We start from the raw sequence: 25,953 nt of genomic DNA, 5'->3' as shown, positions 1-25,953 counted from the left end.
GGACCTGCGTTATGGTTGACGTCGCATTCCAATCCAACCGCACAGCCGCAGCTCCGAGCGGGCGACGGCGCACCGGTCTGCGCAACGCGCTGCGGCGCAAATCGATGTCCGCGTTCCTGATGGCGCTGCCGTTGATCCTCCTGATCGGCGTGCTGGTGATCTATCCGGCCATCTACTCGCTGCATCTGGCGACGCTGAACAAGGCGATGACCAAGTTCGTCGGCCTTGGCAACTTCGAGTTCCTGTTCAAGCGCGAGACCTTCTGGCTGGTGGTCAAGCAATCCTGCATTTTCGCGATCTCGGCGGTGGTGTTCAAAGCGCTGATCGGCTTCATCGTCGCGCATTTCGTGCACAACGTGCCGGCCAACAAGCAGCGCAAATGGCGCGGCATGCTGCTGGTGCCATGGGTGATCCCGCCGGCCATGAGCACGCTGGCCTGGCTGTGGCTGTTCGACCCGTCCTACAGCGCCTTCAATTACACGCTCTCGTTCTTCGGCATCGGGCCGATCCCGTGGACCGGCGATGCCATGTGGGCACGCTTCTCGGTGATCCTGGTCAACGTCTGGTACGGCGCGCCGTTCTTCATGATCATGTATCTGGCGGCGTTGAAATCGGTGCCCGAGCAGCTCTATGAGGCGGCCGCGATCGACGGCGCCAATTGGTGGCAGCGCATCTGGTACGTGACCTTGCCGATGATGCGCAACATCATCGCGATCACCACGCTGTTCTCGCTGATCGTGACCTTCGCCAATTTCGACATCGTGCGCATCCTGACCGCCGGCGGGCCGCTCGACCACACCCACATCTTTGCGACCTGGGCGTTCCGCGTCGGCATCGAGGGCAGTGACATTCCGCTCGGCGCCAGCGTCTCGCTGTTCATGGTGCCGATCCTCGCGGTCGCGGCGATCTTCATCCTGCGCGACATCACCAAACGCGGGAACGAATCCTGATGAGCACGGTGACGATCGACAAGTCCGGACCGACCCGCAAGGTCAAATACGGCAGCATGAGCCGCGATCGGACCTGGGCGCTGCGCTGGTCCTATTTCTTTCTCACGCTGTTTGCGATCTTCTCGCTGGTGCCGCCGCTCTACATGCTGATCACCTCGCTGAAGAGCAGTGCGGAGATTTCCGCGGCGACCAACCCGTGGTGGGTATATCATCCGACGCTCTCCAACTACGCTGAGTTGCTGACCTCGAACCAGTTCCTCCGCTTCTTCTGGAATTCGGCGTGGGTCTCGATCATCGTGGTCACCATCACGATGCTGATCAGCGTGCCGGCGGCCTTTGCGCTGGCGCGGATGAAGTTCTGGGGCTCGGCGACGCTCGCGACCGGGGTGTTCCTGACCTATCTTATTCCGGACAGCCTGCTGTTCATCCCGCTGTTCAAGATGTTCGCGGTGATCGGCGACTGGACCGGCATCCAGCTCATCAATCGCTGGTACGTCCTGCTGTTCATCTATCCGACGCTGACGGTGCCGTTCTGCACCTGGATCATGATCGGCTATTTTGCCTCGATCCCGAAGGAGCTCGACGAGGCCGCGATCATCGACGGCGCGAGCTGGTTCCAGACGTTGACGCGGATCTTCATCCCGGTCGCCCTGCCCGGCCTGATCGCGGCGACGATCTTTGCCTTCACCGTGTCGTGGGCCCAGTTCCTCTATCCGCTGGTGTTCACGACCTCGACCGATCAGCTGGTGCTGCCGGTCGGCATCATCACGACCCTGATTAAGGGCGACGTCTTCAACTGGGGACAGATCATGACCGGCGCCCTGCTCGGCGCCGCGCCGCCGCTGATCATCTATGCCTTCCTGATGGACTACTACATTGCCGGCCTGACCGCCGGTGCGACAAAGGGTTGAACGCGACAAAGGTAGGACTCATGGCTGACGTCAGTTTGCGTAAGGTGGTGAAGCGTTACGACGAGGTCGAGGCGGTGCGCGGCATCGACCTCGATATCGCCGACCATGAGTTCGTGGTGCTGGTGGGCCCAAGCGGCTGCGGCAAGTCGACGACCTTGCGGATGATCGCCGGCCTCGAGGACATCTCCGACGGCGACATCATGATCGGCGGCGACGTCGTCAACGATGTGCCGCCGAAGGACCGCGACATCGCGATGGTGTTCCAGAACTACGCGTTGTATCCGCACATGACGGTCGCCGAAAACATGTCGTTCGGGCTGCGGCTGAAGCACTATCCCAAGGCCGAGATCAAGAGCCGGGTCACCGAAGCCGCCCGCATGCTCGACATCACCGACCTGATCGACCGCAAGCCGAAGCAGCTCTCCGGCGGCCAGCGCCAGCGGGTCGCGATGGGACGCGCGATCGTGCGCAACCCGAAAGTGTTCCTGTTCGACGAGCCGCTGTCCAACCTCGACGCCAAGTTGCGCGTGCAGATGCGGATCGAGATCAAGAAGGTGCACCAGAAGGTCCGCACCACGACCGTCTACGTGACCCATGACCAGGTCGAGGCGATGACGCTGGCCGACCGCGTGGTGGTGATGAACCACGGCAGGATCGAGCAGATCGGCACGCCCAACGAGCTCTATCACAAGCCGGCGACCAAGTTCGTCGCAAGCTTCATCGGCTCGCCCGCGATGAACTTCGTGCCGTGCCGGCTCGAGGATGTCGGCGGCAAGCTCAACGTGCGGCTGACCGATCGCCTCACCTTCCCGCTGCCGCCGGCGCGCGCCGCCCGCTACCAGGCGCTTTCCCGCACCGACAAGCTGTTGCTGGGCCTCCGGCCCGAGCATGTCATGGAGGCCCGCCCGCATGCCGAGCCCGGTATCGAGCCGTTCGATGCGGTGCTCGACGTCACCGAGCCAATGGGGATGGAGACGCTGGTCTATTTCACGCTCGAAGGCTCCCAGCTCTGCGGCCGGGTCAATCCCAACGCCGGCGCGCAGGATGGCAGCCCGCTCCGATTGGCTGTGGACCTCAACAATATGCATTTGCTAAATGAGGTGACCGGCGCCGTCCTTTGACGGCGTACAAGAAACCTCAAGGGCAGGAAATGGCCACCAACAAGAAGAAGATTTTCATCACCCAGACTCTGTCGCCGGGGGCACGGGTGCTCCTCAACGAGCGGGACGACGTCGAACTGATCGAATTTCCCAACCTGATCTCGGCCAAGGACTTCCAGTCCATGCTGGAGCAGCATGCACCGGTCCATGGCGTGGCGCTCGGCGCCACCCGGTTCGGCGAGGCAGAGCTGGAAGCCTCCAAGGGCATGATGGTGGTGACCCGGATCGGCGTCGGTTACGACGCCGTCGACGTGCCGGCACTTTCCCGCCGCAAGGTGCCGCTGATGGTCGCAGGCACCGCGAACTCGCCCTCGGTCGCCGAACAGGCATTGTTCATGATGCTGACGCTGGCCAAGCGCGCGAACGAAATGCACGCAATGGTCAAGGACGGCACCTGGGCGAGCCGGCTCGGCGTGCTGCCGTTCGATCTCTACGGCAAGACGGCCCTGATCGTGGGCTTCGGCCGCATCGGCACCCGCACCGCCAAGCGCTGCCTTGCGATGGAAATGAACGTGCTGGTCTACGATCCCTACAAGCCCGCCAGCGAGATCACGGCGGCCGGCTGCGAGGCGGTGCCGAGCTTAGAGGCGGCATTGCCGCGGGCGGATTTCGTCACGATCCACTGCCCTAAATCGCCCGAGACCGTCGGCATGTTCAACGCGGCGCGGATCAGGCTGATGAAGCCGACCGCCTATCTCATCAACACCGCCCGCGGCGGCATCGTCGATGAGAAGGCGCTGCACGACGCGCTGGTATCGGGCAAGATCGCCGGCGCGGGCCTCGACGTGTTCGAGGTCGAACCGCCACCGGTCGACCAGCCCCTGCACGGTTTGCCGAACGTAATCATGGCGCCGCATGTTGCTGGCGTCACCGTCGAGGCCGTCGATCGCATGAGCGAGCAGACCGCGCGCAATATCCTGAGCGTGCTGGACGGCAATCCGCTGCGCCAGAATGTGATCAACCAGGACGTCCTCGGCTGACCGTTCAGCCTTCCTCTTGCGCCGCGGCCGATCCTTGCGATCGGCCCGGCGATGCGGAGTACCACATGGCTTTCAAGGAATTCGGCAACTACGATGCGGTCGGTCTCGCCGAGCTCGTCCGCAACAAGGACGTGACGCCAAAGGAGCTGCTCGACGAGGCCGTCGCGCGCACGGCCGCCGTCGATCCGAAGATCAATGCGGTCGTCGTCAAGCATTACGACTATGCCGAACGCCAGATTGCCAAGGGATTGCCTGACGGCCCCTTCACCGGCGTGCCGTTCCTGCTGAAGGACCTCGACCTGCTCGAGGGCACGCGCACCACGTCGGGTGCCAGTCTGTTGAAGGACTTTGTTGCCGACCACAACGGCACGCTGGCCCAGCGCTTCCTCGACGCCGGCCTCACGATCTTCGGCAAGAGCGCGAGCCCCGAGTTCGGCCTGATGCCGACGACGGAATCCCGCCTGTTCGGCCCGACCCGCAATCCCTGGAATCTCGACCACTCCTCCGGCGGATCGTCCGGCGGCGCGGGGGCTGCGGTCGCCGCCCGCATCCTGCCCGTCGCACATGCCAGCGACGGCGGCGGCTCGATCCGGATTCCCGCTTCCGCCTCCGGCGTGTTCGGCGTGAAGCCGACGCGTGCCCGCAACCCGTGTGGTCCCGATCGCGGCGAAGGCTGGGGCGGCTTCTCCGTCGGCCATGTGCTCAGCATCAGCGTCCGCGACAGCGCGGTCATGATGGATGCGATCCATGGCCCGGAGCCGTCGAGCCTCTACGTCGCGCCGCCGCCGGAACGGCCGTTCTCCCAGGAGGTTGGCCGCGATCCCGGCCATTTGCGCATCAGCTTCACCGACAAGTCGCCCTATGGCGACGCCATCGATCCCGAGATCGCCGCGGCGGTCCGCGACATTGCCAAGCTGCTGGCGGGCCTCGGCCATCATGTCGAAGAGCGCGCGCCGCCGCTTGCGGCCGATCCGGCAGCGACCATGACGACGATCGTCGGCGGCAATACGGCGCTGACGATCCGCCTGCTCGAGCAGCGCGTCGGGCGCAAGCTGACCTCCGACGACGTCGAGCGCCTGACGCTGGCGAGCGCGGAGAATTCGGTCAAGCTGACACCGGTCGACTACGTCGCCGCGCAGCTTGCGGCATTCCAGATCTCGCGCGCGCTTGCGACCTTCTTCGAGGGCTGCGACATCTTCCTCAGCCCGACCTTGTGTGCGCCACCGCTCCGCCTCGGCGAACTGAACACGATGTCCGGGATCTGACCCACATTGCACCGGTCTTGCGCCGCTACATGCCGGGGACCTCGATGTTCAACATGTCCGGGCAGCCGGCGATGTCGGTGCCGCTGGCCTGGAACAAGGCCGGATTGCCGCTCGGCATGATGTTCGCGGCCAAGCTCGGCCAGGAAGGTCTGCTGTTCCGGCTGGCCGGCCAGCTCGAACAGGTCCGTCCCTGGAAGGACCGCCGCCCGCCGGTCTCGGCCTAATAGCGTTTTCGAGCGAAGTGGCTCCCGGTTCGCGTCAAGAAACCGCGTCAGATAAAGAGCCCTGGAGCTTCGGCTCTGATTCAATCAGAGCCGAAGCTCCAGGCTGACAAAGGGTAGCCAGATCAGGTAGATAGGAAGGGCGTCGGCACGATTCCGCCGGCGTCATGCCTGGGAGACCGAACCGTGAGCGACCCGACCGACAATGCGCTCGCCGCAATCGCGAGCATTCTCGATCAGACGACGACGCCTCCCGAGACGGCCAAAGCAGCCGACAAGTCGCCGGACAAGACTGCGGACAAGGCAGCCGAGCCCGTCGAGGAGCCGCCGGTCTCCGTGGCGATGCCACCGCCTCTGCCATCGACCATCGGAGTCGTCTCCATCGAAGCCGTCGAGGTCGCGCCCGTCGAGCCGCCGCCGATCGAGCAGCCTGAGCCGGTCGAACCAGAGTCAGTCGAACCGAAGTCAGTCGAAGCAGAGTCAGTCGAACCCGTGCCGAGCGAGCCGGAGCCCGTCCGACCGCCGCCCCACCCAATTGAGGCCAACGGCTATTCAAAGTCCGGCCCAGGCCCGATGGCCGCGCTGCGCTTCCGCTGGACGGTGCGCGAGGACGACGGCCGCTACTATGTCGACGAGACCGTCGGCGAAGGATCGAGCCCTCACGTCAACGGCCCGATGGACAGCGACGCCGCGATCAAGTTCGTCGACGAACGCGAGGCCGAAGCGCGGCGGCGCTTCGAGCATTTCAAGCACGAGATGATCAGCCGTAGCGCGACCGCGCTTCGGGCGAGCAAGGACAGCAACGAGGGCTAGCCCTGCGGCGGCCTTGGTGGTCCCAGAAAGTCCTTCTTCGCGAGATCGACACCGGCGTGGCGCAGGATGTCGTAGGCCGTTGCGACGTGGAAGAAGAACTGCGGAACGCTGAAGGTCAGAATCAGGGATTTGCCCGTGAACGGCCTGGTCGCGCCGCTCCGGAATGTGAAGACGACGTCCTTGTCGTCGGCGGCCTCGATCACCGCCTGCGGCAGGCTCTGCGCAAAATCGATCGTGGCCGCAATCCGTGCTTTCAGCTCGGCGATATCGGGCTCCGCCTCAGCGAAGGCCGGCGGCGCGCAGCCCGCCAGCAACGCGCAGCTCAGGACGACGTGCCGGTTCGCCTCTCCGACTTGCTGGCGAAGGCTGTACATATCAGGCGAAAGCCGCATCGCCAGCAGCACGTCAGGATCGATGTTGCGAGCCCTGGCGTGGGCCTCCGCATGATCGAGCAGCGCGGAAAGACTGCGCAGATACGGCACATAGACGCCGACGGATGCTTCATGGAGCGAGATGGTCACTTTTGTACCCGCTATGCTGGCTCGATCGTCCCATCTGGTCTAAATGCTCCGCAACGACATGTCATGGGAATTGACGGAGACATCAGATGTTTCGCGCGCTTGCCGGCCTCGCTCTCGCTTTGCTCCTGTCTGCCGCGCATGCGCAGCAGGCGCCGTCGCGGCTCGACGAGATCGTCAAGCGCGGCACCTTGCGTGTCGGCATGACCGGCGACTACCTGCCCTTCACGGCGCTCGACAAGGAGACGAAGGCGTTCCGCGGCTTCGACGTCGACATGGCGCAATCGCTCGGCAAGGCGCTCGGCGTCAAGGTCGAGTTCGTGCCGACATCGTGGCCGCAGATGATGATGGATTTCGAGGCCGACAGTTTCGACATCGCGATGGGCGGCGTCTCCATCACCTTCGACCGGCAGAAGAAGGGCCTGTTCTCTACCCCGATCATGCGCGAGGGTAAGACCCCGATCGCGCGGTGTGCGGACAAGGACAAGTTCGAGACGATCGCCGAGATCGACAAGCCGGGCACCCGCGTCATCGTCAATCCCGGCGGCACCAATGAGCGCTTTGCCCGCGCCAATGTGAAGACCGCCGAGATCCGCGTCTTCAACGACAATACAAAAATCTTCGACGAGATCGCCAAGGGCGACGCCGACCTGATGATGACCGATGCGTCCGAGACGCGCTATCAGCAGAAGCTGCATCCCGGCGTGCTCTGCGCCGTGCACCCCGACAAGCCGTTCGACTTCGCGGAGAAGGCCTACTGGATGCAGCGCGACGTCGCCTTGAAAGCGTTCGTCGACCAGTGGCTTCATATCGCGCGCGAGGATGGCAGCTACGCGAAAATCTATGCTGCGTGGTTTGAATAGCGTGCGGCGTGCATGAATTGACGCGCTCGGTCTGAAACCAGACTGCAATCCAGGCATTTGAACCAAAGCCGTGAGGCTACGACTCATATCTTGGGCGTGATTTGGTCACGTTCAACGAGGCGGTCCCTACGTAGCTTTGTCAGGTAGCCTCGGGACGGAATTCCCGCACTGGAGGTCGAGATGAGGAAGCTTCTCGCGATCGCCACGCTTTTGTTGGCGGGCACGGCGGCCGCGCAGGCGCAATACACCTTCGACTATGACGGCCGTACCATCCGGATCGATCCGGATCGTGGAACGGTTTCGATCCCCGGCGTCTACGACAATACTCCTCGCCGCACCAAACGCGCCAAGGGCGAGGACGCCGGGCAGAAGCGCAAGCCGGCTTCGACCGAAGCCAAGACTGACGCCAAGACAGCTCCCACGACAAATCCCCAGCCCGCGCCCGGCGCGCCGCCGGCGGCTGCAGCGCCCGCCCCGGCTGCCGTTGATCAGGCAGCTGCCCCGGCGGCGCCCACGCCAGCGACAGCTACGGAGCCAGCCAACACGAGCGTCGCGGCCACGCCGCCTCCGGCTGCTGCGGCGACCACGCCTCCACCGCCACCCGCGCCGCCAGTTGTGCAGCAAAGCGTTGCACCGGCGCCAAGGCCCGCCCTGGCGCCGACGGTCGGCGCCGTCGCGCAGCCTCCGGCCGCTGCGCCCAGGCCGGCAGCTAATCCCGTGCTGACAGCCAATTCACCGCTCGGCGTCTGGCTGACCGAAGAGAAGGAAGGCACGGTCCGCATCGAGCAATGCGGCGCCAATCTCTGCGGCTACGCCGTCGACAAGAAGTCGAACGTCAACGGCGAACAGATTCTGATCAACATGAAGCCCGGCAAGGACAAGTGGAGCGGCCGCATCTTCGATCCCAGCAGCGGCAGCACCTACGATTCCACCATTGCGATGAAGAACTCCGATACATTGCGCGTCCAGGGTTGCGCGTTCGGCGGCATGTTCTGCGGCGGCCAGACCTGGACGCGGGTGAATTGATCGCCTCCATTGGAAAAGCAAAAGCCCCGCTTCATGAGCGGGGCTTTTTTCTTGGCTGGCTGCGACGTCTCAGCCGACCTGGCCGTTGTATTCCTCGTCGGTGACGTGCTCCATCCAGGTCGAAAACACGCCGTCGAGCGCCTCCTGCATGGCGATGTGGGTCATGCTGTTGCCGGGGGACGCGCCATGCCAGTGCTTCTCGTTCGGCGGGATCCAGACGACGTCGCCGGGGCGGATTTCCCTGATCGGGCCGCCCTTGGCCTGCACGCGGCCGATGCCTGATATCACGTAGAGCGTCTGTCCGAGCGGATGGGTGTGCCAAGCCGTGCGTGCACCGGGCTCGAACGACACGCGCGAGGCGTTCAGCCGCGCCGGGGCGGGCGCCATATTGATCGGGTCCTGCAGCACGCTGCCGGTGAAGTTCTCCTTCGGCGCGCGGCGGGTCGGCCGCGAGCCGGAAACGTGGATATCCATGGGGTTACCTCCCTCTCTTGAAGTTATTTTTTGCTTGCGGCGTAGCGCGCCTTGGTCTCGGCATTCATCGGATAAAGGCCCGGCAGCTGCGCGCCATTGTTCACCTCGTTGACTATCCAGGCTTCCATCCGCTCCTGCTCCGGCCCTTCGGCCAGTACATGATCGAGGAAGGCTTGGGGGATCAGCACCGCGCCGTCCTGGTCGGCCACCACCACGTCGTTCGGAAACACGGCAACGCCGCCACAGGCGATCGGTTCACCCCAGCCGACGAAGGTCAGGCCTGCGACCGACGGTGGAGCGGCGTAGCCGTCGCACCAGACCGGCAGGCCGGTGCCGAGCACGCCCTCGACGTCGCGCACCACGCCGTCGGTGATCAACGCCGTCACCCCGCGCTTGACCATCCGCGCGCAGAGGATATCGCCGAAAACGCCGGCGTCGGTGATGCCCATCGCATCGATCACGGCAATGCAGCCCGAAGGCATCGCCTCAATCGCGGTACGGGTCGAGATCGGCGACGACCAGGATTCCGGCGTCGCCAGATCCTCGCGGGCCGGCACGAAGCGCAGCGTGAAGGCGGGTCCGACCAGCCGCTTCTGCCCCGGCTTCAGCGGCTTGGTGCCGCGCATCCAGATGTTGCGCAGGCCCTTCTTGAGCAGCACGGTGGTGATGGTGGCGGTGGACACGTGCGACAGCGTCGCGATCGCTTCGGCGGACAGTGACATCTGGAAAGGTTGCTCCGATGGGAGGAAAAGACCGGCGCATGTTGCCGGGCAAAGGCGTTGCGTCAAGGGCTGCGCGAAAATGGTGCGATCATCTAAATTTATCGTTGGCATGCCGATTAATTTATTGAAGTTGCTGTATCTTTTTGCACGAGACGAATTCCGTTTCGCTGCAAAACACGCTAGCTTGATGGCCAACGAGTCCGTTTGATCCAATGGCCGAAACGCTAGCTCCTCCCCGCCTTTTGCCGAGTGGCGACAGCGCCATCACGGTGGAATTCAGCCGCACCATCGACGACGCCGCCAACCGGCGGGTGCTCGCGCTCGACCGCCTGATTGCAGCCGAGCCGATCACAGGCATCACCGAAACCGTGCCGACCTACCGCTCGCTGCTGGTGCATTACGATCCCGTGCAGATCACCTTCGACGTGCTCGGCGAGCAACTGCTTGCGCGCGCCGCCAAGGCGCCGCCGAGCGAAACCGGAACGCGGCGCTGGCGCATCCCGGTCACCTATGGCGGCGAGCACGGCATCGATCTCGAGGATGTGGCGAAGGCGCTCCAGACCACGCCTGACCAGATCGTCGCGCGCCATGTCGCCGGCGATTATCGCGTCGCCATGATCGGCTTCACGCCCGGTTGGTCCTATCTCAGCGGGCTGGAGAAATTCCTGCACATGCCCCGGCGCAAGGACCCGCGGCTGCTGACCCCGGCCGGCACCATCTCGATCGGCGGCATCCAGACCGGCGTGCAGTGCCTGGCCGGCCCGAGCGGCTGGCACCTGCTCGGCCGCACCCCCGTGCGAACCTACCAATTGCATCGCGATCCGACCTTCCTGCTGGAGCCGGGCGATGCCATCACCTTCACGGCGGTCGACGCCAAGACCTTTGCCGAACAGGATCGCGCCGCCGAGGCCGGCGAGTTCGTCGCAGAACTGGTGACGCCATGAGCAAGCTCGTCGTCAGCTCGATCGGCCCGGCAAGCTCGGTGCAGGACGGCGGGCGTCCGGGCTCGCAGCGTTACGGCCTGACGCCGAGCGGCGCGATGGACCGGCTTTCGCTTGCCGCCTCCAACACGCTGGTTGGCAATGATCTGCTCGCCGCCGCCGTCGAGATCGGCCCGTTCGGCGCGGCCTTCACCGCGCGTGGCGGCGCCGTGCGCGTCGGGCTCGCCGGCGCGCCGCGCAATGCCGATATCGGCGGCCGCGCGGTTGCTTTCGACGGTACGGCCACCCTCGCCGAGGGCGAGACGCTCACTCTCGGGTTCGCACGCGGCGGCTCGTTCAGCTATCTCGCGATCGAGCACGGCATCGAGGGCGAGCCGATGTTCGGCAGCCTCGCCGTCAACGCCCGCGCCGGGCTCGGCAGTCCGTACCCGCGGCCGCTGCAGAGCGGCGACGAGCTGAAGACGCAGGCTGCCAGCGGCGCCGCCGAACGCCGCATCGAATTGCCGGCCGCCACCGATGCGCCGATCCGCATCGTGTTCGGCCCGCAGGACGACGAGTTCGCCGAAGAAAACAAGAAGCTGTTCACCGACAGCGAGTGGAAGATCTCGGCGACCAGCGACGGATGGGCTACCGCCTCGAAGGCCCGGTGATAAAACACCTCGACGGCCACAACATCGTCTCCGACGGCACCGTGAACGGCAGCATCCAGGTGCCCGGCAACGGCCAGCCGATCGTGCTGATGCCGGACCGCGGCACCAGCGGCGGCTATCCGAAGATCGCGACCGTGATCTCGGCCGATTTCGGCCGCTTCGCGCAAATCTCCGCTGGCCGGCCGTTCCGCTTCAAGGCGGTGACAATGGCCGAAGCGCAGGCCGAGGCGATCAAGTTCCACGCGCTGCTGCGCTCCCTGCCCGACCGCCTCCGCGGCATCGAGGATTTTGGCCTCAACATCGAGGCGCTGAGAGATGCTAACGTCGCTGGCCAGGCGGTCAGCGCCATCGACGCCGCGACGTGGCAGGTCGCGGTGCCCTAGAGCATGATCCGGAAAAGTGTGAAGCGGTTTTCCGAAAAGATCATGCTCAAGCAGAAGAGCCAGCAACAACAAACGGATCTGTTGTCATGACCTCAACCATCGACCTCAATTGCGATCTCGGCGAAAGCTTTGGGCCCTGGGAAATGGGCAATGATGCCGCGATGATCGAGCTTGCGACCTCGGTCAACGTCGCCTGCGGCTTCCATGCCGGCGACGCCGACATCATGCGCAAGACGGTCGAGCTGGCGAAGGCGCGCGGCGTCAGCGTCGGCGCCCATCCCGGCTATCGCGACCTGCACGGCTTCGGCCGCCGCCCCATGCCGGGACTGACATCCTCGGAGATCGAGAACCTGATCGCCTACCAGATCGGCGCCTTGCAGGCGATCGCGACCGCGGCCGGCCACAAGGTCACCCATGTGAAGGCACACGGCGCGATTTCTAATGTCGCCTGCGAGGACGACATGACCGCAAGGGCGATCGCCAATGCGATCAAGGCGGTCGACCCCAATCTCATCTTCGTGGTGCTTGCGAACTCGAAGCTGGTGCGCGCCGGCGAAGCCGCCAATCTCAGGATGGCGCATGAGGTGTTCGCCGACCGCTCCTATGAGGACGACGGCAATCTGGTGTCGCGCAAGAAGCCCGGCGCGGTGCTGCACGATCCCAAGGCGATCGCCGAGCGCGTGGTGCGGATGGTGCAGGATGGCGCCGTCGTCTCGGTCACCGGCAAGGTGATCAAGATGCAGACCGATACCGTCTGCATCCATGGCGACACACATGGCGCCGTCGAGATCGCGCGCGGTCTGCGTGAGACGTTGAGCAAGGCCGGCATCACGGTCGCGCCGTTCAAGACCGCGCACTGAGCGGTCAACGCATCGACTGACAAGGGCCGGCCGCTGCGCCGGCCCCTTTAGATTCCGTTAAGAGTCTTCTTAAACCCAAACTTGCCGTTTGGTTGCTAGGTGCAGCTTCCGAGCCTTTGATTGTCCTCTCAGGAAATTGGGTACGAAAGCATGTTCCGCACCAGCCTCTCCCTCGCAATTGCCGCGGTTGCCACGGCCGCCTTCACCAGCGCAGCATCCGCCGGCTGCTCCAGCTGCTACACGCCGCCGCCCCAGCCCTGCACGACCTGCTACCAGGTGCAGAGCGTGCCGCCGCAATATCGCACGGTGCAGGAGACCGTGATGGTGGCGCCGGGCCGCGTGATCGCGCATCGCACGCCGGCGCAGTATCGTACCGTGATGGTGCCGAGGACGGTGATGGTCGCGCCGGAGGGCGTCGCCTATGAGCGCATCGCGCCGCAATACGCCACCCAGGAGCGCACCCAGATGGTCTCGCCGGGCTATTCCTACTACGCGCCGGTGCAGCCGACCTGCAACACCTGCGGCGGTGGCGGCGGTTACGGCTACGGATATGGATACGGCTCCGGATACTGAACGACCAGCATCCCGCCAACACAAAGCCGCCGCCTGAGGAAATCAGACGGCGGCTTTTGAATTTTCTGAAAACGTCAGAACGGATGGACGGACAGCGTGCCAAACACGATGGCCGCGATCACCGCGAAGGCGCTGTAGAGCGCCGCGGTATGAATTCCGCTTCCGGACTTCCTTGAAACTTGTCGCGCGTAAAAGTGCAGGCGGGCTTCCGCCGATAGTTCGCGCATGGTCGATCTCCAACGCCCCATTCTCGGGCATATGGAATAGCGTTCGCGCCGGGATTCAAGCGGGCGGCGAAAATAGCGATACCGCCACCTCGGGGAACTCGGTTCCGAGTGGAATATTCTTTCTCGCGCGCTGGCTCGAGAATCTTATTCGTTGCAGTTCGAGGCGTCGGGAACCTGCGCCAGTCCCGCAATAGCCGAAAATCTCGAAAACAACCCCATGCAAAGTAGCCGGAGGTGGATAGTTGAGGCGCGGCCGCTGCCGCGTCTGTTGCTCATCCTTGTCCCAGCAACAAAACGCACCGGCTGTGCACGTCCCGGTGGAAGCGGCCGCTGCGTCGCGCTCAGGGCTTCCAGCGCCCGATCCTGAAGGCCGCCAGATGCCCCAGAACGTCAGTGGGATCGAAGGGCGGACCGGCGAACGCGCCGATGGCATTGGAGGCGCCGACCGGCCGGCCCGATGCGGCGTCGTAGAGATCGGGCCGGAACACCGCCATGGCAGCCTTCAGCGCCTCCGGCTTGAATGGCGTCTGGCCCCAGCGGACCATCTGGGCATAGAGCCAGGCTGCCTGTGCCGGATCGGGCCGGGCCGCCGCTTCGCGCCCGACCAGGAGGTAGCGGTTGCTCTCGCGCATGGTGCCATCAGGCGCGATCTTCAGCCGGCCATCGAACGTGCGCTGGATGACGCTGGCGTCGACGCCAATCCGCTCCGGCTGGGCGAGGATGCGCGCCACCTCGGACCGGTTCTCGGGCTGCTCGATGAACTCCGCGGCGCGCAGATGCGCACGCACCAGCGACGCCACGGCGTCGGGATGCTTCTCCGACCAGGTCTGGCGCACCGCCAGCACCTTCTCGACCGCACTGAGCAGGATGTCGGAGACGAAGTGCAGGATGTGGCCGATGCCGAGATCGACCGCGACCGAATTCCAGGGCGCGCCGACGCAGAATGCATCGACATGGCCGTTGGCGAGACTGTCCACCATATAGGGCGGCGGCAGCACCACGAGCTGAACGTCCTCGTCGGGATCGACGCCGCCGGCCGCCATCCAGAACCGCAGCTGATAATTGTGGGTCGAGAACGGGAAGGTCATGCCGAAGGTCAACGGCTCCGCCCCGCTCTTGCGCCGCTTCGCCACCACACGGGCAAGCGCCTGCGAGGTCGCCATCGGGTCGAAGCGGTCGCCGTCGATCTCGTCCATCAGCGCTGCGTGCAGCGCCGGCGAAACCGTGATGGCGTTGCCGTTGAGCCCGAGATTGAAGGGTGCCGCGATCGGCACCTTGACGTGGCCGAGCCCGAGGCTTGAGGCAATCGCGACCGGCGCCAGCAGATGGGCGGCGTCGAACAGGCCGATATTGAGCTTGTCGCGGACATTCGACCACGACACTTCGCGGACCAGCGTGACGTCAAGGCCTTCGGCCGTGGCAAAGCCCTTGTCGACAGCTACGATCAGCGCGGCCGCGTCCACCAGCGGAATGAACCCGATGCGCAAGGGTGTGGTCATTTCAGCAGCTCCGACGCCGTCAGGATCGATTGCGCGATCTCCCCGATTTTCTTCTTCTCGCGCATCGCGGTCGAGCGCATCAGCACGTAGGCCTCCTCTTCGGTCAGCCCCTTCACCTTCATCAGGATGCCCTTGGCGCGGTCGATCACCTTGCGCTCCTCCAGCGCATGCTTGGTGCGGTCGAGCTCGTCCTGCAGCTTGGAGAAGGCATTGAAGCGGGAGACACAGAGATCGAGGATCGGCTTCATCCGCTCCTTCTTGAGGCCGTCGACGATGTAGGCCGAGACGCCCGCCTCCACCGACGCCTGGATCGAGGCGGCGTCGCTCTGGTCGACGAACATCGCGATCGGCCGGCGCACGGCCCGGCTGACCTGGAACATCTGTTCCAGCACGTCGCGGCTGGGGTTCTCGAGGTCGATGACGATGATATCGGGGTCGAGCGCGTAGATCCGCGAGAGCAGGCTCTGCATCTCGCTGATGTGGACGACGTCGGTATAGCCGGCTTCCCGCAGCCCCTCCTCAAGGATGGCTGCGCGGATCGGGCTCTCGTCGACTATGACGATCTTGGGAGACGACTCAGCGCTCATCGACGACTCTTGAGGACCCGGCAAAGCCATCCATAACATGCCGGAAGCCCCTGGAAAGGGTTGTAATTCTCGGCAATTGGGACTAGCTCCTGCCCATCAATCAGGCAGATTTGGGTAGATATGCAAGAGGCGGCCGCGCCGAAAGTGAGCTTTGTGTCCTTGGGGTGCCCCTGAAGCAACGAATGTATAGAAATTATTGCCTTGTAATTCGATACGGTAAAAATCCGAGCCAAAAAAAGCCGCCCGTAGGCGGCTGTCATCTGGACTGCAAAGCAGGCAAGAAGTGAAGCAAAGGGTTTGCGCTTGGGCGCTCCGGGAACGAACTCTTGCTTTTCAAGGAGTGCCGCATGCCTGATCTCTGCCCTGCTTGTGGATACGGTCTCGACTTCGCGCCGTGGATCGGTCGGTCATCTTCACACGAAATTTGCCCGTGTTGCGGAATTCACTTTGGATATGACGATGCGGCCGGAGGTAATTCAGTCGAGCGCCAAGCCGTGTACGAAACGTGGCGCGTTACTTGGATTGCCAGTGGAATGAAATGGTTCAGCAAGGGGCGACGCCCTCCGTCCGACTGGGACGCGCAAAAGCAATTGGAGCGTCTACACAGCACGCCGTGATCGGCGCGACAGCTGTAGCACTCAGCCTACACGCCGGGAAACGGGCAACGTCCGCTAATGGCCCATCGCGTGGGCTGGAAGATGTCCGCTCTTGTGCCACTTGTGAAGCCGCCGGGAGACGGCTCGGACGCTGCGCCTCAGTCCTTCATGAAAACCAGCCAATGCGTGAGGCCAGTGCGGCCACTCGGATGACCAAACAGAGGTTTCTTGTCGGTTAGCGCCAAAACCTCTTTCACCTTCACCTGTGTCTCGTTCCATTTGAATACGAGAACGCCATCTGGTGCTAGAACTCGGAAGCACTCCGAGAATCCGAGGCGAAGATCTTCTCGCCAGTCCGGGCCGAGCTTCCCATACTTAGCAGCAATCCAGCTTTTGGGACCAGCGCTCTTCAGGTGCGGCGGATCGAATACGACCAATTTGAAGTTTCCGTCCGCGTAAGGCAGAGCACGGAAGTCCATAAGCACATCCGGCTCAATGCGTAGCGTCCGTTGCCCGTCAGCGCTGCACCGATCCGTAACTGTAATGGTTTCGCGTCGCTTATCTCCGTAGATCACGTCAGAATGCTGACGGTCGAACCAGAACATGCGACTGCCGCAGCATGGGTCAAGCACGCGCTCGGTTGTTGTCTCTCCCGAACTCGCAATTTTCAGTCCGTCCATACCCCTCCCTTGTTGATGAATTTCTGCGGCGCGATGGGGCCGAGTTCCGGCCGTTCATGAACCCTACAGGTCCCTAGGCACTGGTGGATTCCACTCGCCTAGTACGTGCATCACTTTATCATCGTTGGAACCTGATATGCGGTTGAATTTTACTATCAAAACAATTAGTTGGATTGAACAATTCAGATGCATTTACGGTTGATTACATGGAAAGAGCGCCGCGCATTAGCTTCCATTCACTTGGCTGCCCCAAGGCGCTGGTCGATTCCGAGCGCATCATCACCCGGCTGCGCGCGGAAGGCTATGAACTCGCGCGCAAGCATGACGGCGCCGACATCGTCATCGTCAACACTTGCGGCTTCCTCGACAGCGCCAAGCAGGAATCGCTGGCCGCGATCGGCGAGGCCATGGCCGAGAACGGCAAGGTCATCGTCACTGGCTGCATGGGCGCCGAACCGGAGCAGATCGAGAGTGCCTATCCCGGCGTGCTCTCGATATCAGGGCCGCAACAATATGAGAGCGTTCTGGACGCCGTGCACCGCGCGCTGCCGCCGGCGCACAATCCGCACCTCGACTTGGTGCCGCCGCAGGGCGTCAAGCTGACGCCGCGGCACTACGCCTATCTGAAGATATCCGAAGGCTGCAACAATCGCTGCAGCTTCTGCATCATCCCGAAGCTGCGCGGCGATCTGGTGTCCCGGCCGGCCAATGACGTGCTGCGCGAGGCCGAGCGGCTGGTGAAGGCAGGCGTCAAGGAATTGCTCGTTATCTCGCAGGACACCTCGGCCTATGGCGTCGACCTGAAATACGCCGAGAGCCCCTGGCAGGATCGCAGCGTCCGCGCCAAGTTCTTCGACCTCGCAAAAGAGCTCGGCGAGCTCGGCGCCTGGGTGCGGCTGCAATATGTCTATCCCTACCCGCATGTCGACGAGGTCATCGGCCTGATGACCGAGGGCAAGGTGCTGCCCTATCTCGACATCCCCTTCCAGCATGCGAGCCCGGACGTGCTGCGCGCGATGAAGCGGCCGGCCGCGCAGGAGAAGACGCTGGCTCGGATCCAGAAATGGCGCGAGCAGTGCCCGGAGCTGACGCTGCGCTCGACCTTCATCGTCGGCTTCCCCGGCGAGACCGATGCCGATTTCGCCTATCTGCTCGACTGGCTCGATGAGGCCGGGATCGATCGCCTCGGCTGCTTCAAATACGAACCGGTCGCCGGCGCTACCTCGAATACGATCGGCAATGCGGTGCCCGACGAGGTCAAGCAGGAACGCTGGAATGCGCTGATGGCGCGGCAGCAGAAGATTTCGGCCCGGCGCCTGAAGCGCAAGGTCGGCACCCGCCAGCAGGTGATCATCGACGAGGTCGGCCCAACCGTGGCCAAGGGCCGGTCGAAGGCCGACGCGCCCGAGATCGACGGCGCCGTCTACCTCACCAGCCGCCGCCCGCTCAAGGTTGGCGAGATCGTCACCGCGAAGATCGAGCGCTCCGACCAATACGACCTGCACGGCAGCGTCGCCGGGTTCTGACACGCTGAAGCCTGCTGCTTATGCGTTAGTCCAAGCTGAAGCGACAGACTTTCTCGGTGTCGAAGTGGTAGAGCGACTGACCGCGCGCCAATAATTGCCCCCCGGATCGGGCTGATCCGTCCGGCATCAACATGCGCAGCCGCCTGATATCCGACAGCCGCTCTGGAGACAGTTTGCCAAGATGGGCGGTGTCCGGCGGATCTCGGTATTGACCAGAGAAAAGAGCCTCCGTGTCGGACACGGCAAGCGTGTGGCACCCAGCCAGATTTGTCGTGCGGAAAGTAAGCTCAAAGCTGCTGCTGATCCGACAGATCGGAAACTCCGTATAGAAGAAGGCCGTCGCGTCGGCCCCCGACACGTTCAGCGCATAACAATCCGCAATCGAGTAGGAGCGATTCTTCGGAAACTCCCAGACTTTCTCGCCGGCATCAGAGAAGCAAACAAGTCCAGCCGCGCCGACTGGCGTCGGCCCATCCCCAAACCCCCAACCAAAATTGCCGAACACGCCTTCGTCGAGATAGCCGACCCAGATGCGAGCGAGGTCATCGACCTGAATGGCGCTGATGCCGTCCCTCAGCAGTATTCGTGTTACCTCCCCCGTGGTTGGTTGGACAATGGCGCCGTTGAGATCGAAATCATCTTTGCCTCGCCATTCACATCTCGGCCCCGCGATGAGAATTCGCCCGTCGGGAAAGACGTCAACCTCCGGAAAGGTCAAATCGAGTTCGGGAAGCTCGATGGTGTGCGACGCCATCGAGGTCATCCTCACGAGACAAAGTCGCGCCGCGACCTCCGCGCGAGTTCGCGGAAACCCGCCGATGCCCTGCCTGTATGTCTCGGAGAGAGACTTGGCGGCAGACGTCTCGGCAAACAGGAACAGCAGCGAACCGTCGTTCGCGACAGCGTTCCTGACGAGGGAAAACCCTAGCACGGTCGGGATCGCGCAGAGCTCCTGAAATTGGATCGACGTCGTCATGCACTTGCTCCGACGCTGTTCAAATCCGGAATACCGCATCGGCGATGGTTGGCAAGTTGCGTTCGCGCGCTATTCTCGCCCTTGACATCGCCTGCCCTCCCGCTGTATGGCCCTGCGCCATGAAGCTGAACCGGACCCACCGCCAGGCCATCCGCCGTCGTCGCACCCGCGACGATGATGGGCTGCGCCATGTCCGACGCCAGCGCTGATTAGCTAAAATCAGCCAAGGTTTTCGAGAAGGCCGCGCCCCCAAAGCGCGGCCTTCTCGCTTTTCGGCCTGCCCTTTCCCAACACTGACCAGAGGAGATCGATATGACCAACGCCACGCATCCGTTCGACGCGCTGATGGACATCACTGCCCGCCCTGAAGTCGTGTTCGTGCGCGGCGCCGGCTCGTATTTGTGGGACCATAACCGCAACCGCTTTCTCGATTTCGTGCAGGGTTGGGCCGTGAATCCCCTCGGCCACTCTCCGACCATCGTGGCCGATGCGCTCGCCGCGCAGGCCCGGCGGCTGCTGACGCCGAGCCCGGCGTTCTACAACGAGCAGAGCCTGAAGCTGGCGAAGATGCTGGTCGACAAGAGCTGCTTCGACCAGGTGTTCTTCGCCAATTCCGGCGCCGAGGCCAATGAAGGCGCAATCAAGCTCGCGCGCAAATACGGTGCCAAGTACAAGAACGGCGCGCACGAGATTATCACCTTCGAGGGTGGCTTCCACGGCCGCACGCTCGCGACCATGTCGGCCTCGGGCAAGAAGGCGTTCGAGCCGCTGTTCGAGCCGAAGGTCTCGGGTTTCCGCAAAGCCAGGCTGAACGACATCGAGTCGGTGCGGCAGCTGATCACGTCGTCCACGGTTGCGGTCATGCTCGAACCGATCCAGGGCGAAGCCGGCGTGTGGCCCGCGACGGATCAGTTTCTCAGGGAGTTGCGGGCGCTCACCCAGCAGCGCGGGCTGCTCCTGATCGTCGACGAGATCCAGACCGGCGTGGGCCGGACCGGAAAGCTGTTTGGTTACGAGCATGCCGGGATCACACCCGACATCATGACGCTCGGCAAGGGCATCGGCGGCGGCGTGCCGCTCGCTGCGCTGCTCGCGACCGAGCATGCCTCCTGCTTCGATCATGGCGATCAGGGCGGCACCTTCAACGGCAATCCGCTGATGTGCGCCGCCGGCCTTGTCGTGCTCGATCAGGTTGGTCAGCCAGATTTCCTGAAATCGGTTGTCGACGCCGGCCTCTTGCTCGAGCGCGAATTGCAGCGGCTGTCGGCGCGGCACGGGCTCGGCGAGATCAGGGGCCGTGGCCTCCTGCTCGCGCTCGATCTCAAGATGCCGATCGGCGCAGCCGTCGTCGCCGAGGCGTTTGCCGCCGGCGTGCTGATCAACTCGCCGCAGCCGGACACGCTGCGCTTCATGCCGGCGCTCAACGTCACGCGGGAGGAGATTCTTGCGATGACCGACTGCCTGGATACGGTGCTGACCAAGGTCGGTGCAGCACGGCGGGTGGCCTAACCGGTCCCCGCAACGTCATTGCGAGCGAAGCGAAGCAATCCATCCCTCCGAGTATTCGGAACAATGGATTGCTTCGTCGCTTCGCTCCTCGCAATGACGCGAAAAACTACGGCCGCAGGATCGCCGCGCCCGTGGTCGCCCGGCTCTCAAGCTCGATATGCGCCTTCGCCGCATCCTTCAGCGCATAGGCGTGATTGATCGGCACGTGCAGCTTGCCGTTGATCACGGCCGCGAACAGCGTGTCGGCGCCTTCGAGCAATTCCTTGCGGGTGCCGACATAGTCGTTGAGCTTGGGCCGCGTCGCGAACAGCGAGCCGTGGTTGTTGAGCTCGGCGAGCGCGAACGGCGGTACCGGACCCGACGCATTGCCGAACGAGACGAACAGGCCGCGCGGCCTGAGGCAGGCCAGCGATCCCGGGAAGGTGGTCTTGCCGACGCCGTCATAGACGACATCGCAGAGTTCGCCGCGGCTGATCTGCTTGACGCGTTCGACGAAATTCTCCTCGTTGTAGAGGATGACGTGGTCGCAGCCATTGGCGAGCGCGATGTCGGCCTTCGCCTTGGAGCCGACGGTACCGATAACATTGGCGCCGAGCGCGTGCGCCCACTGGCAGGCCAGCAGGCCGATGCCGCCGGCCGCGGCGTGGATCAGCACCCGATGGCCCTGCTCGACCTTGAAGGTCTTGTGCAGCAGATACCAGACCGTGAGCCCCTTGAGCATCAGCACGGCGCCCTGCTCGTACGTAATGTGGTCGGGCAGCTTGACGAGCTTGTCCGCCGGGATGACGCGTTCGGAGGCATAGCCGCCGAGGTTGTAGTAATAGGCGACGCGGTCGCCGACATGGAAATTGGTCACCCCAGGGCCGACCGCCAAAACCTCGCCCGCGGCCTCGTTGCCGGCGATGAACGGCAGGCCCGGCGCCTTGTAGAGGCCGGTGCGAAAATAGACGTCGATGAAGTTCAGCCCGACCGCGTGCTGGCGGATCCGGACTTCGCCCGTCCCCGGCGGGCCGACCTCGACGTCCTCATAGGTCAGGACTTCCGGGCCCCCCACCTTGTGCACGCGCACAGCCTTGGTCATGTCGGTCGCTCCCCTCAGATATCAGCGTCACGCGAGCGAATGCCATCGGCGCCGGCTTGTCAACCAAGCGGCGCGGAACCCTGGCGCGCCGCCTTCCTGCGGTTGCGCTTGGCCAGCACGTTGAACATCTCGACCGCGACCGAGAATACGATCGCGAAATAGATGTAGCCGCGTGGAATGTGGAATTGGAAGCCGTCGGCCACCAGCGCCACGCCGATCAGCACCAGGAACGCCAGCGCCAGCATCTTGGTGGTCGGATGCTGCGCGACGAACCGCGCCACCGGCCCGGACGAGATGTACATGATGGCGCAGGCGATCACGACCGCCGCGATCATGATCTCGATATCCTGCGCCATGCCGATCGCGGTGATGATCGAATCCAGCGAGAACACCAGGTCGATGATGATGATCTGCACGATCACCCAGAAGAACGCGCTGGCGCTCGGTCTGTCGTCGGCCTCCGCCTCGCGCGCCTCGACCTCGCCGTGGATCTCGTGGGTCGCCTTGGCGATCAGGAACAGGCCGCCGCCGATCAGGATGATGTCGCGCCACGACAGCGCGACGTCCTTGATCGTGATCACCGGCTGCGTCAGCCCGATCAGCCAGACCAGGATGCTGAGCAGCAGGATGCGGAACACCAGCGCCAGGATCAGGCCGATCTGCCGCGCGCGCTTGGCCTGCGCGGGCGGGATCCGCGACACGATAACCGACAGGAAGATGACGTTGTCGATGCCGAGCACGATCTCGAGCGCAGTCAGGGTCAACAGCGCAGCCCAGGCTTCCGGGCTGGTGATCAATTGCATCATGCTCTGAAGGCTTTCATCCGGCGGATCACGGTATCGCTGCCGACGATGTAGACGGCAATGGCGCAGAGACCGAAAGTGATCGGGGCTCCGACCACGAAATCGTTGGCGAGCGTGTACGCGCCGAGCAGCGCCCAGGCGCCGAGTAGCCACAGCGTCAGCCAGCGCAGCCGCACCACGCGGAGCGGGTGCAGCACATGGAACGGCGCAAAGGTCAGCGCGATCAGCGCCGCGACCACGATCGTCGACAGCACCGGCGGCAAATGCAGCAGGAACAGATAGAACGCCGCCGCATTCCACAGCGCCGGGAAGCCGCGGAAATGGTTGTCGTCGGCTTTCATGCGGCGGTCGGCGAAATACAGCGCGCTGGACACCACGATGCCGATGCCGAGGATCGGCGCGGCCAGCGGCAGCAGCAGGCCGCTCGCGGTGATCGCATAGGCCGGCACGAACACATAGGTGACGAAATCAACCACCAGGTCGAGCACCTCGCCCGACCAGTTCGGCTGCAGCCGCACCACGTCGAACCGGCGCGCCAGCGGGCCGTCGATCCCGTCGATGATCAGCGCGATCCCGAGCCAGGCGAACATGTTGGCCCAGTGCTCGCGCACGGCTTCCAGCATCGCCAACAGCGCGACCCCGGCGCCGAGTGCCGTGAAAATATGAACGGAGAATGCGGCGGTCCGCATCCGCTCTCGCAACGCATCCCCCTGGCTGGTGTGGTCCATCGGCCGAAGTGCTATCAGGAATCGGCCCGCTTTGCATATGCAGTCTTGCGGCGTTCCGCCGCGCAAACCGTTGGAAACTTTTGCTGGTTACCGATGGCTTGAAAATCGGGCCAACCATGTCAAATGTCCTGATATGACCGACAGCACGCAGGATTATGACGTTATCGTAATAGGCGGCGGTCCGGCCGGTTTGACGGCCGCGATCGCCCTGGCGGATACCGGCGCGCGGACCGCGCTGTTGGCCCGCCGCGTGCCCTATGCCGACAACCGGACCACCGCGCTGCTCGGCGCCTCGACCGAGATCCTGGACCGGCTCGACGTCTGGCGGCGCTGCAGCAATAAGGCGGCGGCGCTCAAGACCATGCGCCTCGTCGACGACACCGGCCGGCTGATCCGCGCGCCCGAGGTGCGCTTCACCTCCGAGGAGATCGGCCGCGAGCAGTTCGGCTTCAATATCGACAATCGCTCGCTGGTCGCAGCGCTCGAGGACCGCGCCGGCGAGATGGCCACGCTGACGCGGTTCGACGACGAGGCCGCCTCGGTGCAGCCGGATGATCGCGCGGTCGCCGTGGTGACGCGGCAGGGTCAGGCGCTTCGGGCCCGGCTCGTGGTCGGCGCCGACGGGCGCAATTCATTGTCCCGGGAGGCCGCCGGCATCGAGGTGGTCAGCCGCGAGCTCGGGCAGTCCGCCCTCACCTTCAACATCACCCATACAAGGCCGCACCGGAACATCTCGACCGAGTTTCACACCGAGCACGGCCCCTGCGTATTCGTGCCGCTTGCCGGCAACAGAAGCAGCGTGGTCTGGGTCTCGGCGCCCAAGGAGGCCGAACGGCTGATGGCGCTCGGCGACGGCGAATTGTCCGATGCCGCCGAGCGACAATCGCATTCGATCCTCGGCCGCGTCGAAGTCCAGCCCGGCCGCCACATATTTCCGCTCGCCATCGAGCGGCCCCGGCAGTTTGCCAAAGACCGCATCGCGCTGGTCGGGGAATCCGCGCATGTGCTGCCGCCGATCGGCGCGCAGGGCCTCAATATGGGACTGCGTGACGCTGCCGATATCGCCGAGATCGTGGGGCAAGCGATCGCGCGCGGTGAGGATCCCGGCGCGCCAAATGTGCTGTCGCGCTATCAGGCGGCGCGGCGCCCTGACGTCGCCAGCCGGACCTGGGCGATCGACATCGCCAACCGGTCGCTGCTCAGCGATTTCCTCGGCGTGCAGACGGCGCGGGCTGCCGGCCTGCATCTGATCGGCTCATTCGGTCCGCTGCGACGGCTCGCGATGCGCGAAGGCCTCGCGCCGTCATGGCGGCGCTGACCAAAGCGTTTTCAAGCGAAGTGGGTACCGGTGCGCGTTAAGAAAACGCGTCAAACAAGAGTCTTAAGGAAACACCAGCCGTCCGCTCTGGATGAACCACATCACGCTGGTCAGCGTGACCACCGAGGCGAAGGTGCCGATCAAGACCGCGACCGACGCCGGCTCGATCCAGGTGTCGTTCTGCCGTGCGATCACGAACACGTTCAGCGCCGGCGGCAGCGAGGCCATCAGCACCGCGGTCGCAGCCCAGGGCTGCGCGAACGGGCCGAACAGCAGCATCAGCCCGAATGCCAGCAAGGGATGGATCAGGAGCTTGATCGCAACCACGCCGGGCACCTCCCACGGCACCCGCTCGAACGGCCGCAGCGCCACGGTGATGCCGAGCACGAACAGCGCCGTTGGTGCCGCGGCGTTTTCCAGGAACTGGATGGTGCGGTCGAGCGCAACCGGCAGCGGAATGTGGAATGCGGCGACCAGCGCCCCGAACACGGCCGACATGATCAGCGGGTTCTGCACGATCTGCCGCAGCACCACGCCGAAGGCGTGCAGCAGCGAGGGATGGTCGCGGTCGGTGAGCTCGATCAGGAGCGGCACGATCGAGAACAGGAAGATGCTGTCGCAGCAGAAGATCAGCGCGGTCGGCGCCGCCGCCTTGGTGCCGAGCACGGCGAGCGCGAGGCCAGGGCCCATATAGCCGATATTGCCGTAGGCGCCCGACAGGCCCGCGAGCGTCGCCTCGCGCAGCGAGAGCCCTCCGATCAGCTTGCCTGCGAGCATCGCCAGGAAGAACGCGGTCACGGTTCCGAGCGTGGTGGCGATCAGGAATGGCGGGTTGTTCAGCTCCGCGAACGGGGTCTTGGACATGATCCCGAACAGCAGCGCCGGCAACGAAACGTAAAGCAGGAAGAAATTCATCCAGGCGAGCCCGCTCTCGGGCAAACCCTTGGCTTTGCCGCACGCGTAACCGATGAAGATCAAGCCGAAATACGGCAGCGCCAGATTGAGGATATCGATCATTCTGAAAGTAGTTTCTCGGCCGGATTCTGGGTCGTTTTTGCAGGGCTGGAATCGGTAAACCCTGGGTTAATTCGCCGCCATGCCCCTAGCATCGGC

27 protein-coding genes and 1 pseudogene are annotated in these 25,953 nt (G+C 64.0%); 16 read left to right on the top strand and 12 right to left on the bottom strand.

Annotated features, from left to right (window positions below; translation table 11 throughout):
- Positions 1-11 precede the first annotated feature (11 nt).
- The 7 genes from V5279_RS22885 to V5279_RS22855 all read left to right on the top strand — a co-directional run bounded on the left by V5279_RS22885 (position 12) and on the right by V5279_RS22855 (position 6,300).
- Entirely contained in the window at positions 12-950 is a 939-nt protein-coding gene (locus V5279_RS22885) for a carbohydrate ABC transporter permease (protein WP_029081854.1), read from the top strand.
- A complete protein-coding gene (locus V5279_RS22880) occupies positions 950-1,861 on the top strand; it encodes a carbohydrate ABC transporter permease (protein ID WP_338687933.1) in 912 nt (303 codons plus the stop codon). The genes V5279_RS22885 and V5279_RS22880 overlap by 1 nt, the downstream gene beginning before the upstream one ends.
- A gap of 20 nt (positions 1,862-1,881) precedes the next feature.
- Positions 1,882-2,982 carry an ABC transporter ATP-binding protein gene (locus V5279_RS22875; RefSeq protein WP_166295544.1) on the top strand — a complete coding sequence of 367 codons (1,101 nt, stop codon included), beginning with the start codon at positions 1,882-1,884 and terminating at the stop codon, positions 2,980-2,982.
- 29 nt (positions 2,983-3,011) lie between these two features.
- Positions 3,012-4,001, top strand: a complete 990-nt coding sequence (locus V5279_RS22870; protein ID WP_338687927.1) for a hydroxyacid dehydrogenase — start codon at positions 3,012-3,014, stop codon at positions 3,999-4,001.
- Positions 4,002-4,066: 65 nt separating this feature from the next.
- Complete coding sequence (locus V5279_RS22865) at positions 4,067-5,266, top strand: amidase (RefSeq protein WP_338687925.1); 1,200 nt, start codon at positions 4,067-4,069, stop codon at positions 5,264-5,266.
- Between the two features lie 44 nt (positions 5,267-5,310).
- A complete protein-coding gene (locus V5279_RS22860; RefSeq protein WP_414645829.1) occupies positions 5,311-5,490 on the top strand; it encodes a hypothetical protein in 180 nt (59 codons plus the stop codon).
- Between the two features lie 183 nt (positions 5,491-5,673).
- A complete protein-coding gene (locus V5279_RS22855) occupies positions 5,674-6,300 on the top strand; it encodes a hypothetical protein (protein WP_338687919.1) in 627 nt (208 codons plus the stop codon).
- Here the strand turns inward: V5279_RS22855 and V5279_RS22850 are convergent.
- Complete coding sequence (locus V5279_RS22850) at positions 6,297-6,821, bottom strand: DUF1993 domain-containing protein (protein ID WP_166295556.1); 525 nt, start codon at positions 6,819-6,821, stop codon at positions 6,297-6,299. The genes V5279_RS22855 and V5279_RS22850 overlap by 4 nt on opposite strands.
- An 86-nt stretch (positions 6,822-6,907) precedes the next feature.
- Here V5279_RS22850 and V5279_RS22845 point away from each other — a divergent pair, with 86 nt between their 5' ends.
- Together V5279_RS22845 and V5279_RS22840 are read left to right on the top strand one after the other, a co-directional pair.
- Entirely contained in the window at positions 6,908-7,681 is a 774-nt protein-coding gene (locus V5279_RS22845) for a transporter substrate-binding domain-containing protein (RefSeq protein WP_338687915.1), read from the top strand.
- A 180-nt stretch (positions 7,682-7,861) separates the two neighbouring features.
- Positions 7,862-8,707: a DUF2147 domain-containing protein gene (locus V5279_RS22840; RefSeq protein WP_338687913.1), complete on the top strand. Its 846-nt coding sequence runs from the start codon at positions 7,862-7,864 to the stop codon at positions 8,705-8,707.
- A 69-nt stretch (positions 8,708-8,776) separates the two neighbouring features.
- Here the strand turns inward: V5279_RS22840 and V5279_RS22835 are convergent, their stop codons facing one another.
- Both V5279_RS22835 and V5279_RS22830 read right to left on the bottom strand, forming a co-directional pair.
- Positions 8,777-9,181 carry a (R)-mandelonitrile lyase gene (locus V5279_RS22835; RefSeq protein ID WP_166295564.1) on the bottom strand — a complete coding sequence of 135 codons (405 nt, stop codon included), beginning with the start codon at positions 9,179-9,181 and terminating at the stop codon, positions 8,777-8,779.
- A 23-nt stretch (positions 9,182-9,204) separates the two neighbouring features.
- Positions 9,205-9,903 (bottom strand): ribonuclease activity regulator RraA, encoded by a 699-nt coding sequence (locus tag V5279_RS22830; protein WP_338687908.1) that lies wholly within the window; start codon positions 9,901-9,903, stop codon positions 9,205-9,207.
- Positions 9,904-10,115: 212 nt separating this feature from the next.
- Between V5279_RS22830 and pxpB the strand changes: the two genes are divergently transcribed.
- The 4 genes and pseudogenes from pxpB (at position 10,116) to V5279_RS22810 (ending at position 13,310) form a co-directional block, all read left to right on the top strand.
- Positions 10,116-10,847 carry a 5-oxoprolinase subunit PxpB gene (gene pxpB, locus V5279_RS22825; protein ID WP_338687905.1) on the top strand — a complete coding sequence of 244 codons (732 nt, stop codon included), beginning with the start codon at positions 10,116-10,118 and terminating at the stop codon, positions 10,845-10,847.
- Positions 10,844-11,877: pseudogene (locus tag V5279_RS22820) on the top strand (biotin-dependent carboxyltransferase family protein). Before pxpB ends, V5279_RS22820 begins: the two are co-directional and overlap by 4 nt.
- Before the next feature lie 86 nt (positions 11,878-11,963).
- Complete coding sequence (locus tag V5279_RS22815; protein WP_338687903.1) at positions 11,964-12,737, top strand: 5-oxoprolinase subunit PxpA; 774 nt, start codon at positions 11,964-11,966, stop codon at positions 12,735-12,737.
- A 150-nt stretch (positions 12,738-12,887) separates the two neighbouring features.
- The gene (locus V5279_RS22810; RefSeq protein ID WP_338687900.1) at positions 12,888-13,310 is read left to right on the top strand and encodes a hypothetical protein; all 423 of its coding nucleotides are present in this window, start codon (positions 12,888-12,890) and stop codon (positions 13,308-13,310) included.
- A gap of 74 nt (positions 13,311-13,384) precedes the next feature.
- Here the strand turns inward: V5279_RS22810 and V5279_RS22805 are convergent, their stop codons facing one another.
- The 4 genes from V5279_RS22805 to V5279_RS22790 all read right to left on the bottom strand — a co-directional run bounded on the left by V5279_RS22805 (position 13,385) and on the right by V5279_RS22790 (position 16,899).
- Positions 13,385-13,537: a hypothetical protein gene (locus V5279_RS22805; RefSeq protein ID WP_165123581.1), complete on the bottom strand. Its 153-nt coding sequence runs from the start codon at positions 13,535-13,537 to the stop codon at positions 13,385-13,387.
- A gap of 341 nt (positions 13,538-13,878) precedes the next feature.
- Positions 13,879-15,036, bottom strand: coding sequence for a CmpA/NrtA family ABC transporter substrate-binding protein (locus tag V5279_RS22800; RefSeq protein WP_338687891.1), 1,158 nt, complete (start codon positions 15,034-15,036; stop codon positions 13,879-13,881).
- Positions 15,033-15,623, bottom strand: a complete 591-nt coding sequence (locus V5279_RS22795) for an ANTAR domain-containing response regulator (protein ID WP_029081869.1) — start codon at positions 15,621-15,623, stop codon at positions 15,033-15,035. Before V5279_RS22795 ends, V5279_RS22800 begins: the two co-directional genes overlap by 4 nt.
- A gap of 754 nt (positions 15,624-16,377) precedes the next feature.
- Positions 16,378-16,899 carry a class I SAM-dependent methyltransferase gene (locus V5279_RS22790; protein WP_338687884.1) on the bottom strand — a complete coding sequence of 174 codons (522 nt, stop codon included), beginning with the start codon at positions 16,897-16,899 and terminating at the stop codon, positions 16,378-16,380.
- 206 nt (positions 16,900-17,105) lie between these two features.
- Here V5279_RS22790 and rimO point away from each other — a divergent pair, with 206 nt between their 5' ends.
- Positions 17,106-18,425 (top strand): 30S ribosomal protein S12 methylthiotransferase RimO, encoded by a 1,320-nt coding sequence (rimO, locus tag V5279_RS22785; protein WP_338687881.1) that lies wholly within the window; start codon positions 17,106-17,108, stop codon positions 18,423-18,425.
- A gap of 25 nt (positions 18,426-18,450) precedes the next feature.
- On the opposite strand, the gene V5279_RS22780 is transcribed toward rimO, so the two are convergent.
- Positions 18,451-19,401 (bottom strand): hypothetical protein, encoded by a 951-nt coding sequence (locus V5279_RS22780; protein WP_338687878.1) that lies wholly within the window; start codon positions 19,399-19,401, stop codon positions 18,451-18,453.
- Positions 19,402-19,713: 312 nt separating this feature from the next.
- Between V5279_RS22780 and V5279_RS22775 the strand changes: the two genes are divergently transcribed.
- On the top strand, positions 19,714-20,910 hold the full coding sequence (locus V5279_RS22775) for an acetylornithine transaminase (protein WP_338687876.1): 1,197 nt from the start codon (positions 19,714-19,716) through the stop codon (positions 20,908-20,910).
- 106 nt (positions 20,911-21,016) lie between these two features.
- On the opposite strand, the gene V5279_RS22770 is transcribed toward V5279_RS22775, so the two are convergent.
- Genes V5279_RS22770 through pcsA form a run of 3 tightly spaced genes read right to left on the bottom strand, consistent with a single transcriptional unit; the run spans position 21,017 to position 23,522 of the window.
- Positions 21,017-21,991, bottom strand: coding sequence for a quinone oxidoreductase family protein (locus V5279_RS22770; protein WP_029081873.1), 975 nt, complete (start codon positions 21,989-21,991; stop codon positions 21,017-21,019).
- A gap of 59 nt (positions 21,992-22,050) precedes the next feature.
- Positions 22,051-22,797 (bottom strand): TerC family protein, encoded by a 747-nt coding sequence (locus V5279_RS22765; protein WP_338687869.1) that lies wholly within the window; start codon positions 22,795-22,797, stop codon positions 22,051-22,053.
- Positions 22,794-23,522: a phosphatidylcholine synthase gene (gene pcsA / locus V5279_RS22760; RefSeq protein ID WP_338687867.1), complete on the bottom strand. Its 729-nt coding sequence runs from the start codon at positions 23,520-23,522 to the stop codon at positions 22,794-22,796. The genes V5279_RS22765 and pcsA overlap by 4 nt, the downstream gene beginning before the upstream one ends.
- A gap of 133 nt (positions 23,523-23,655) precedes the next feature.
- Here pcsA and V5279_RS22755 point away from each other — a divergent pair, with 133 nt between their 5' ends.
- A complete protein-coding gene (locus tag V5279_RS22755; protein WP_338687864.1) occupies positions 23,656-24,840 on the top strand; it encodes a UbiH/UbiF family hydroxylase in 1,185 nt (394 codons plus the stop codon).
- 63 nt (positions 24,841-24,903) lie between these two features.
- Here V5279_RS22755 and V5279_RS22750 read toward each other — a convergent pair whose 3' ends face one another.
- Positions 24,904-25,857 carry an AEC family transporter gene (locus V5279_RS22750; RefSeq protein ID WP_166295610.1) on the bottom strand — a complete coding sequence of 318 codons (954 nt, stop codon included), beginning with the start codon at positions 25,855-25,857 and terminating at the stop codon, positions 24,904-24,906.
- Between the last annotated feature and the right edge of the window lie 96 nt (positions 25,858-25,953).

The sequence above is a fragment of the Bradyrhizobium sp. 26S5 genome (genome assembly GCF_036923295.1).
Taxonomy (GTDB): domain Bacteria; phylum Pseudomonadota; class Alphaproteobacteria; order Rhizobiales; family Xanthobacteraceae; genus Bradyrhizobium; species Bradyrhizobium septentrionale.
This window is presented reverse-complemented; position numbering and strand designations above follow the sequence as displayed.

Bases quoted from the DNA above. Each gene is read 5' to 3' on its own strand.
- V5279_RS22880 (WP_338687933.1), top strand. From the start codon at position 950: ATGAGCACGGTGACGATCGACAAGTCCGGACCGACCCGCAAGGTCAAA.
- V5279_RS22800 (WP_338687891.1), bottom strand. From the start codon at position 15,036: ATGACCACACCCTTGCGCATCGGGTTCATTCCGCTGGTGGACGCGGCC.
- V5279_RS22870 (WP_338687927.1), top strand. From the start codon at position 3,012: ATGGCCACCAACAAGAAGAAGATTTTCATCACCCAGACTCTGTCGCCG.
- V5279_RS22780 (WP_338687878.1), bottom strand. From the start codon at position 19,401: ATGACGACGTCGATCCAATTTCAGGAGCTCTGCGCGATCCCGACCGTG.
- V5279_RS22755 (WP_338687864.1), top strand. From the start codon at position 23,656: ATGACCGACAGCACGCAGGATTATGACGTTATCGTAATAGGCGGCGGT.
- V5279_RS22795 (WP_029081869.1), bottom strand. From the start codon at position 15,623: ATGAGCGCTGAGTCGTCTCCCAAGATCGTCATAGTCGACGAGAGCCCG.
- V5279_RS22875 (WP_166295544.1), top strand. From the start codon at position 1,882: ATGGCTGACGTCAGTTTGCGTAAGGTGGTGAAGCGTTACGACGAGGTC.
- V5279_RS22750 (WP_166295610.1), bottom strand. From the start codon at position 25,857: ATGATCGATATCCTCAATCTGGCGCTGCCGTATTTCGGCTTGATCTTC.
- V5279_RS22835 (WP_166295564.1), bottom strand. From the start codon at position 9,181: ATGGATATCCACGTTTCCGGCTCGCGGCCGACCCGCCGCGCGCCGAAG.
- V5279_RS22765 (WP_338687869.1), bottom strand. From the start codon at position 22,797: ATGATGCAATTGATCACCAGCCCGGAAGCCTGGGCTGCGCTGTTGACC.
- V5279_RS22810 (WP_338687900.1), top strand. From the start codon at position 12,888: ATGTTCCGCACCAGCCTCTCCCTCGCAATTGCCGCGGTTGCCACGGCC.
- V5279_RS22860 (WP_414645829.1), top strand. From the start codon at position 5,311: ATGTTCAACATGTCCGGGCAGCCGGCGATGTCGGTGCCGCTGGCCTGG.
- V5279_RS22885 (WP_029081854.1), top strand. From the start codon at position 12: ATGGTTGACGTCGCATTCCAATCCAACCGCACAGCCGCAGCTCCGAGC.
- V5279_RS22840 (WP_338687913.1), top strand. From the start codon at position 7,862: ATGAGGAAGCTTCTCGCGATCGCCACGCTTTTGTTGGCGGGCACGGCG.
- V5279_RS22775 (WP_338687876.1), top strand. From the start codon at position 19,714: ATGACCAACGCCACGCATCCGTTCGACGCGCTGATGGACATCACTGCC.
- pxpB (WP_338687905.1), top strand. From the start codon at position 10,116: ATGGCCGAAACGCTAGCTCCTCCCCGCCTTTTGCCGAGTGGCGACAGC.
- V5279_RS22770 (WP_029081873.1), bottom strand. From the start codon at position 21,991: ATGACCAAGGCTGTGCGCGTGCACAAGGTGGGGGGCCCGGAAGTCCTG.
- V5279_RS22830 (WP_338687908.1), bottom strand. From the start codon at position 9,903: ATGTCACTGTCCGCCGAAGCGATCGCGACGCTGTCGCACGTGTCCACC.
- V5279_RS22805 (WP_165123581.1), bottom strand. From the start codon at position 13,537: ATGCGCGAACTATCGGCGGAAGCCCGCCTGCACTTTTACGCGCGACAA.
- rimO (WP_338687881.1), top strand. From the start codon at position 17,106: ATGGAAAGAGCGCCGCGCATTAGCTTCCATTCACTTGGCTGCCCCAAG.
- pcsA (WP_338687867.1), bottom strand. From the start codon at position 23,522: ATGGACCACACCAGCCAGGGGGATGCGTTGCGAGAGCGGATGCGGACC.
- V5279_RS22815 (WP_338687903.1), top strand. From the start codon at position 11,964: ATGACCTCAACCATCGACCTCAATTGCGATCTCGGCGAAAGCTTTGGG.
- V5279_RS22865 (WP_338687925.1), top strand. From the start codon at position 4,067: ATGGCTTTCAAGGAATTCGGCAACTACGATGCGGTCGGTCTCGCCGAG.
- V5279_RS22845 (WP_338687915.1), top strand. From the start codon at position 6,908: ATGTTTCGCGCGCTTGCCGGCCTCGCTCTCGCTTTGCTCCTGTCTGCC.
- V5279_RS22790 (WP_338687884.1), bottom strand. From the start codon at position 16,899: ATGGACGGACTGAAAATTGCGAGTTCGGGAGAGACAACAACCGAGCGC.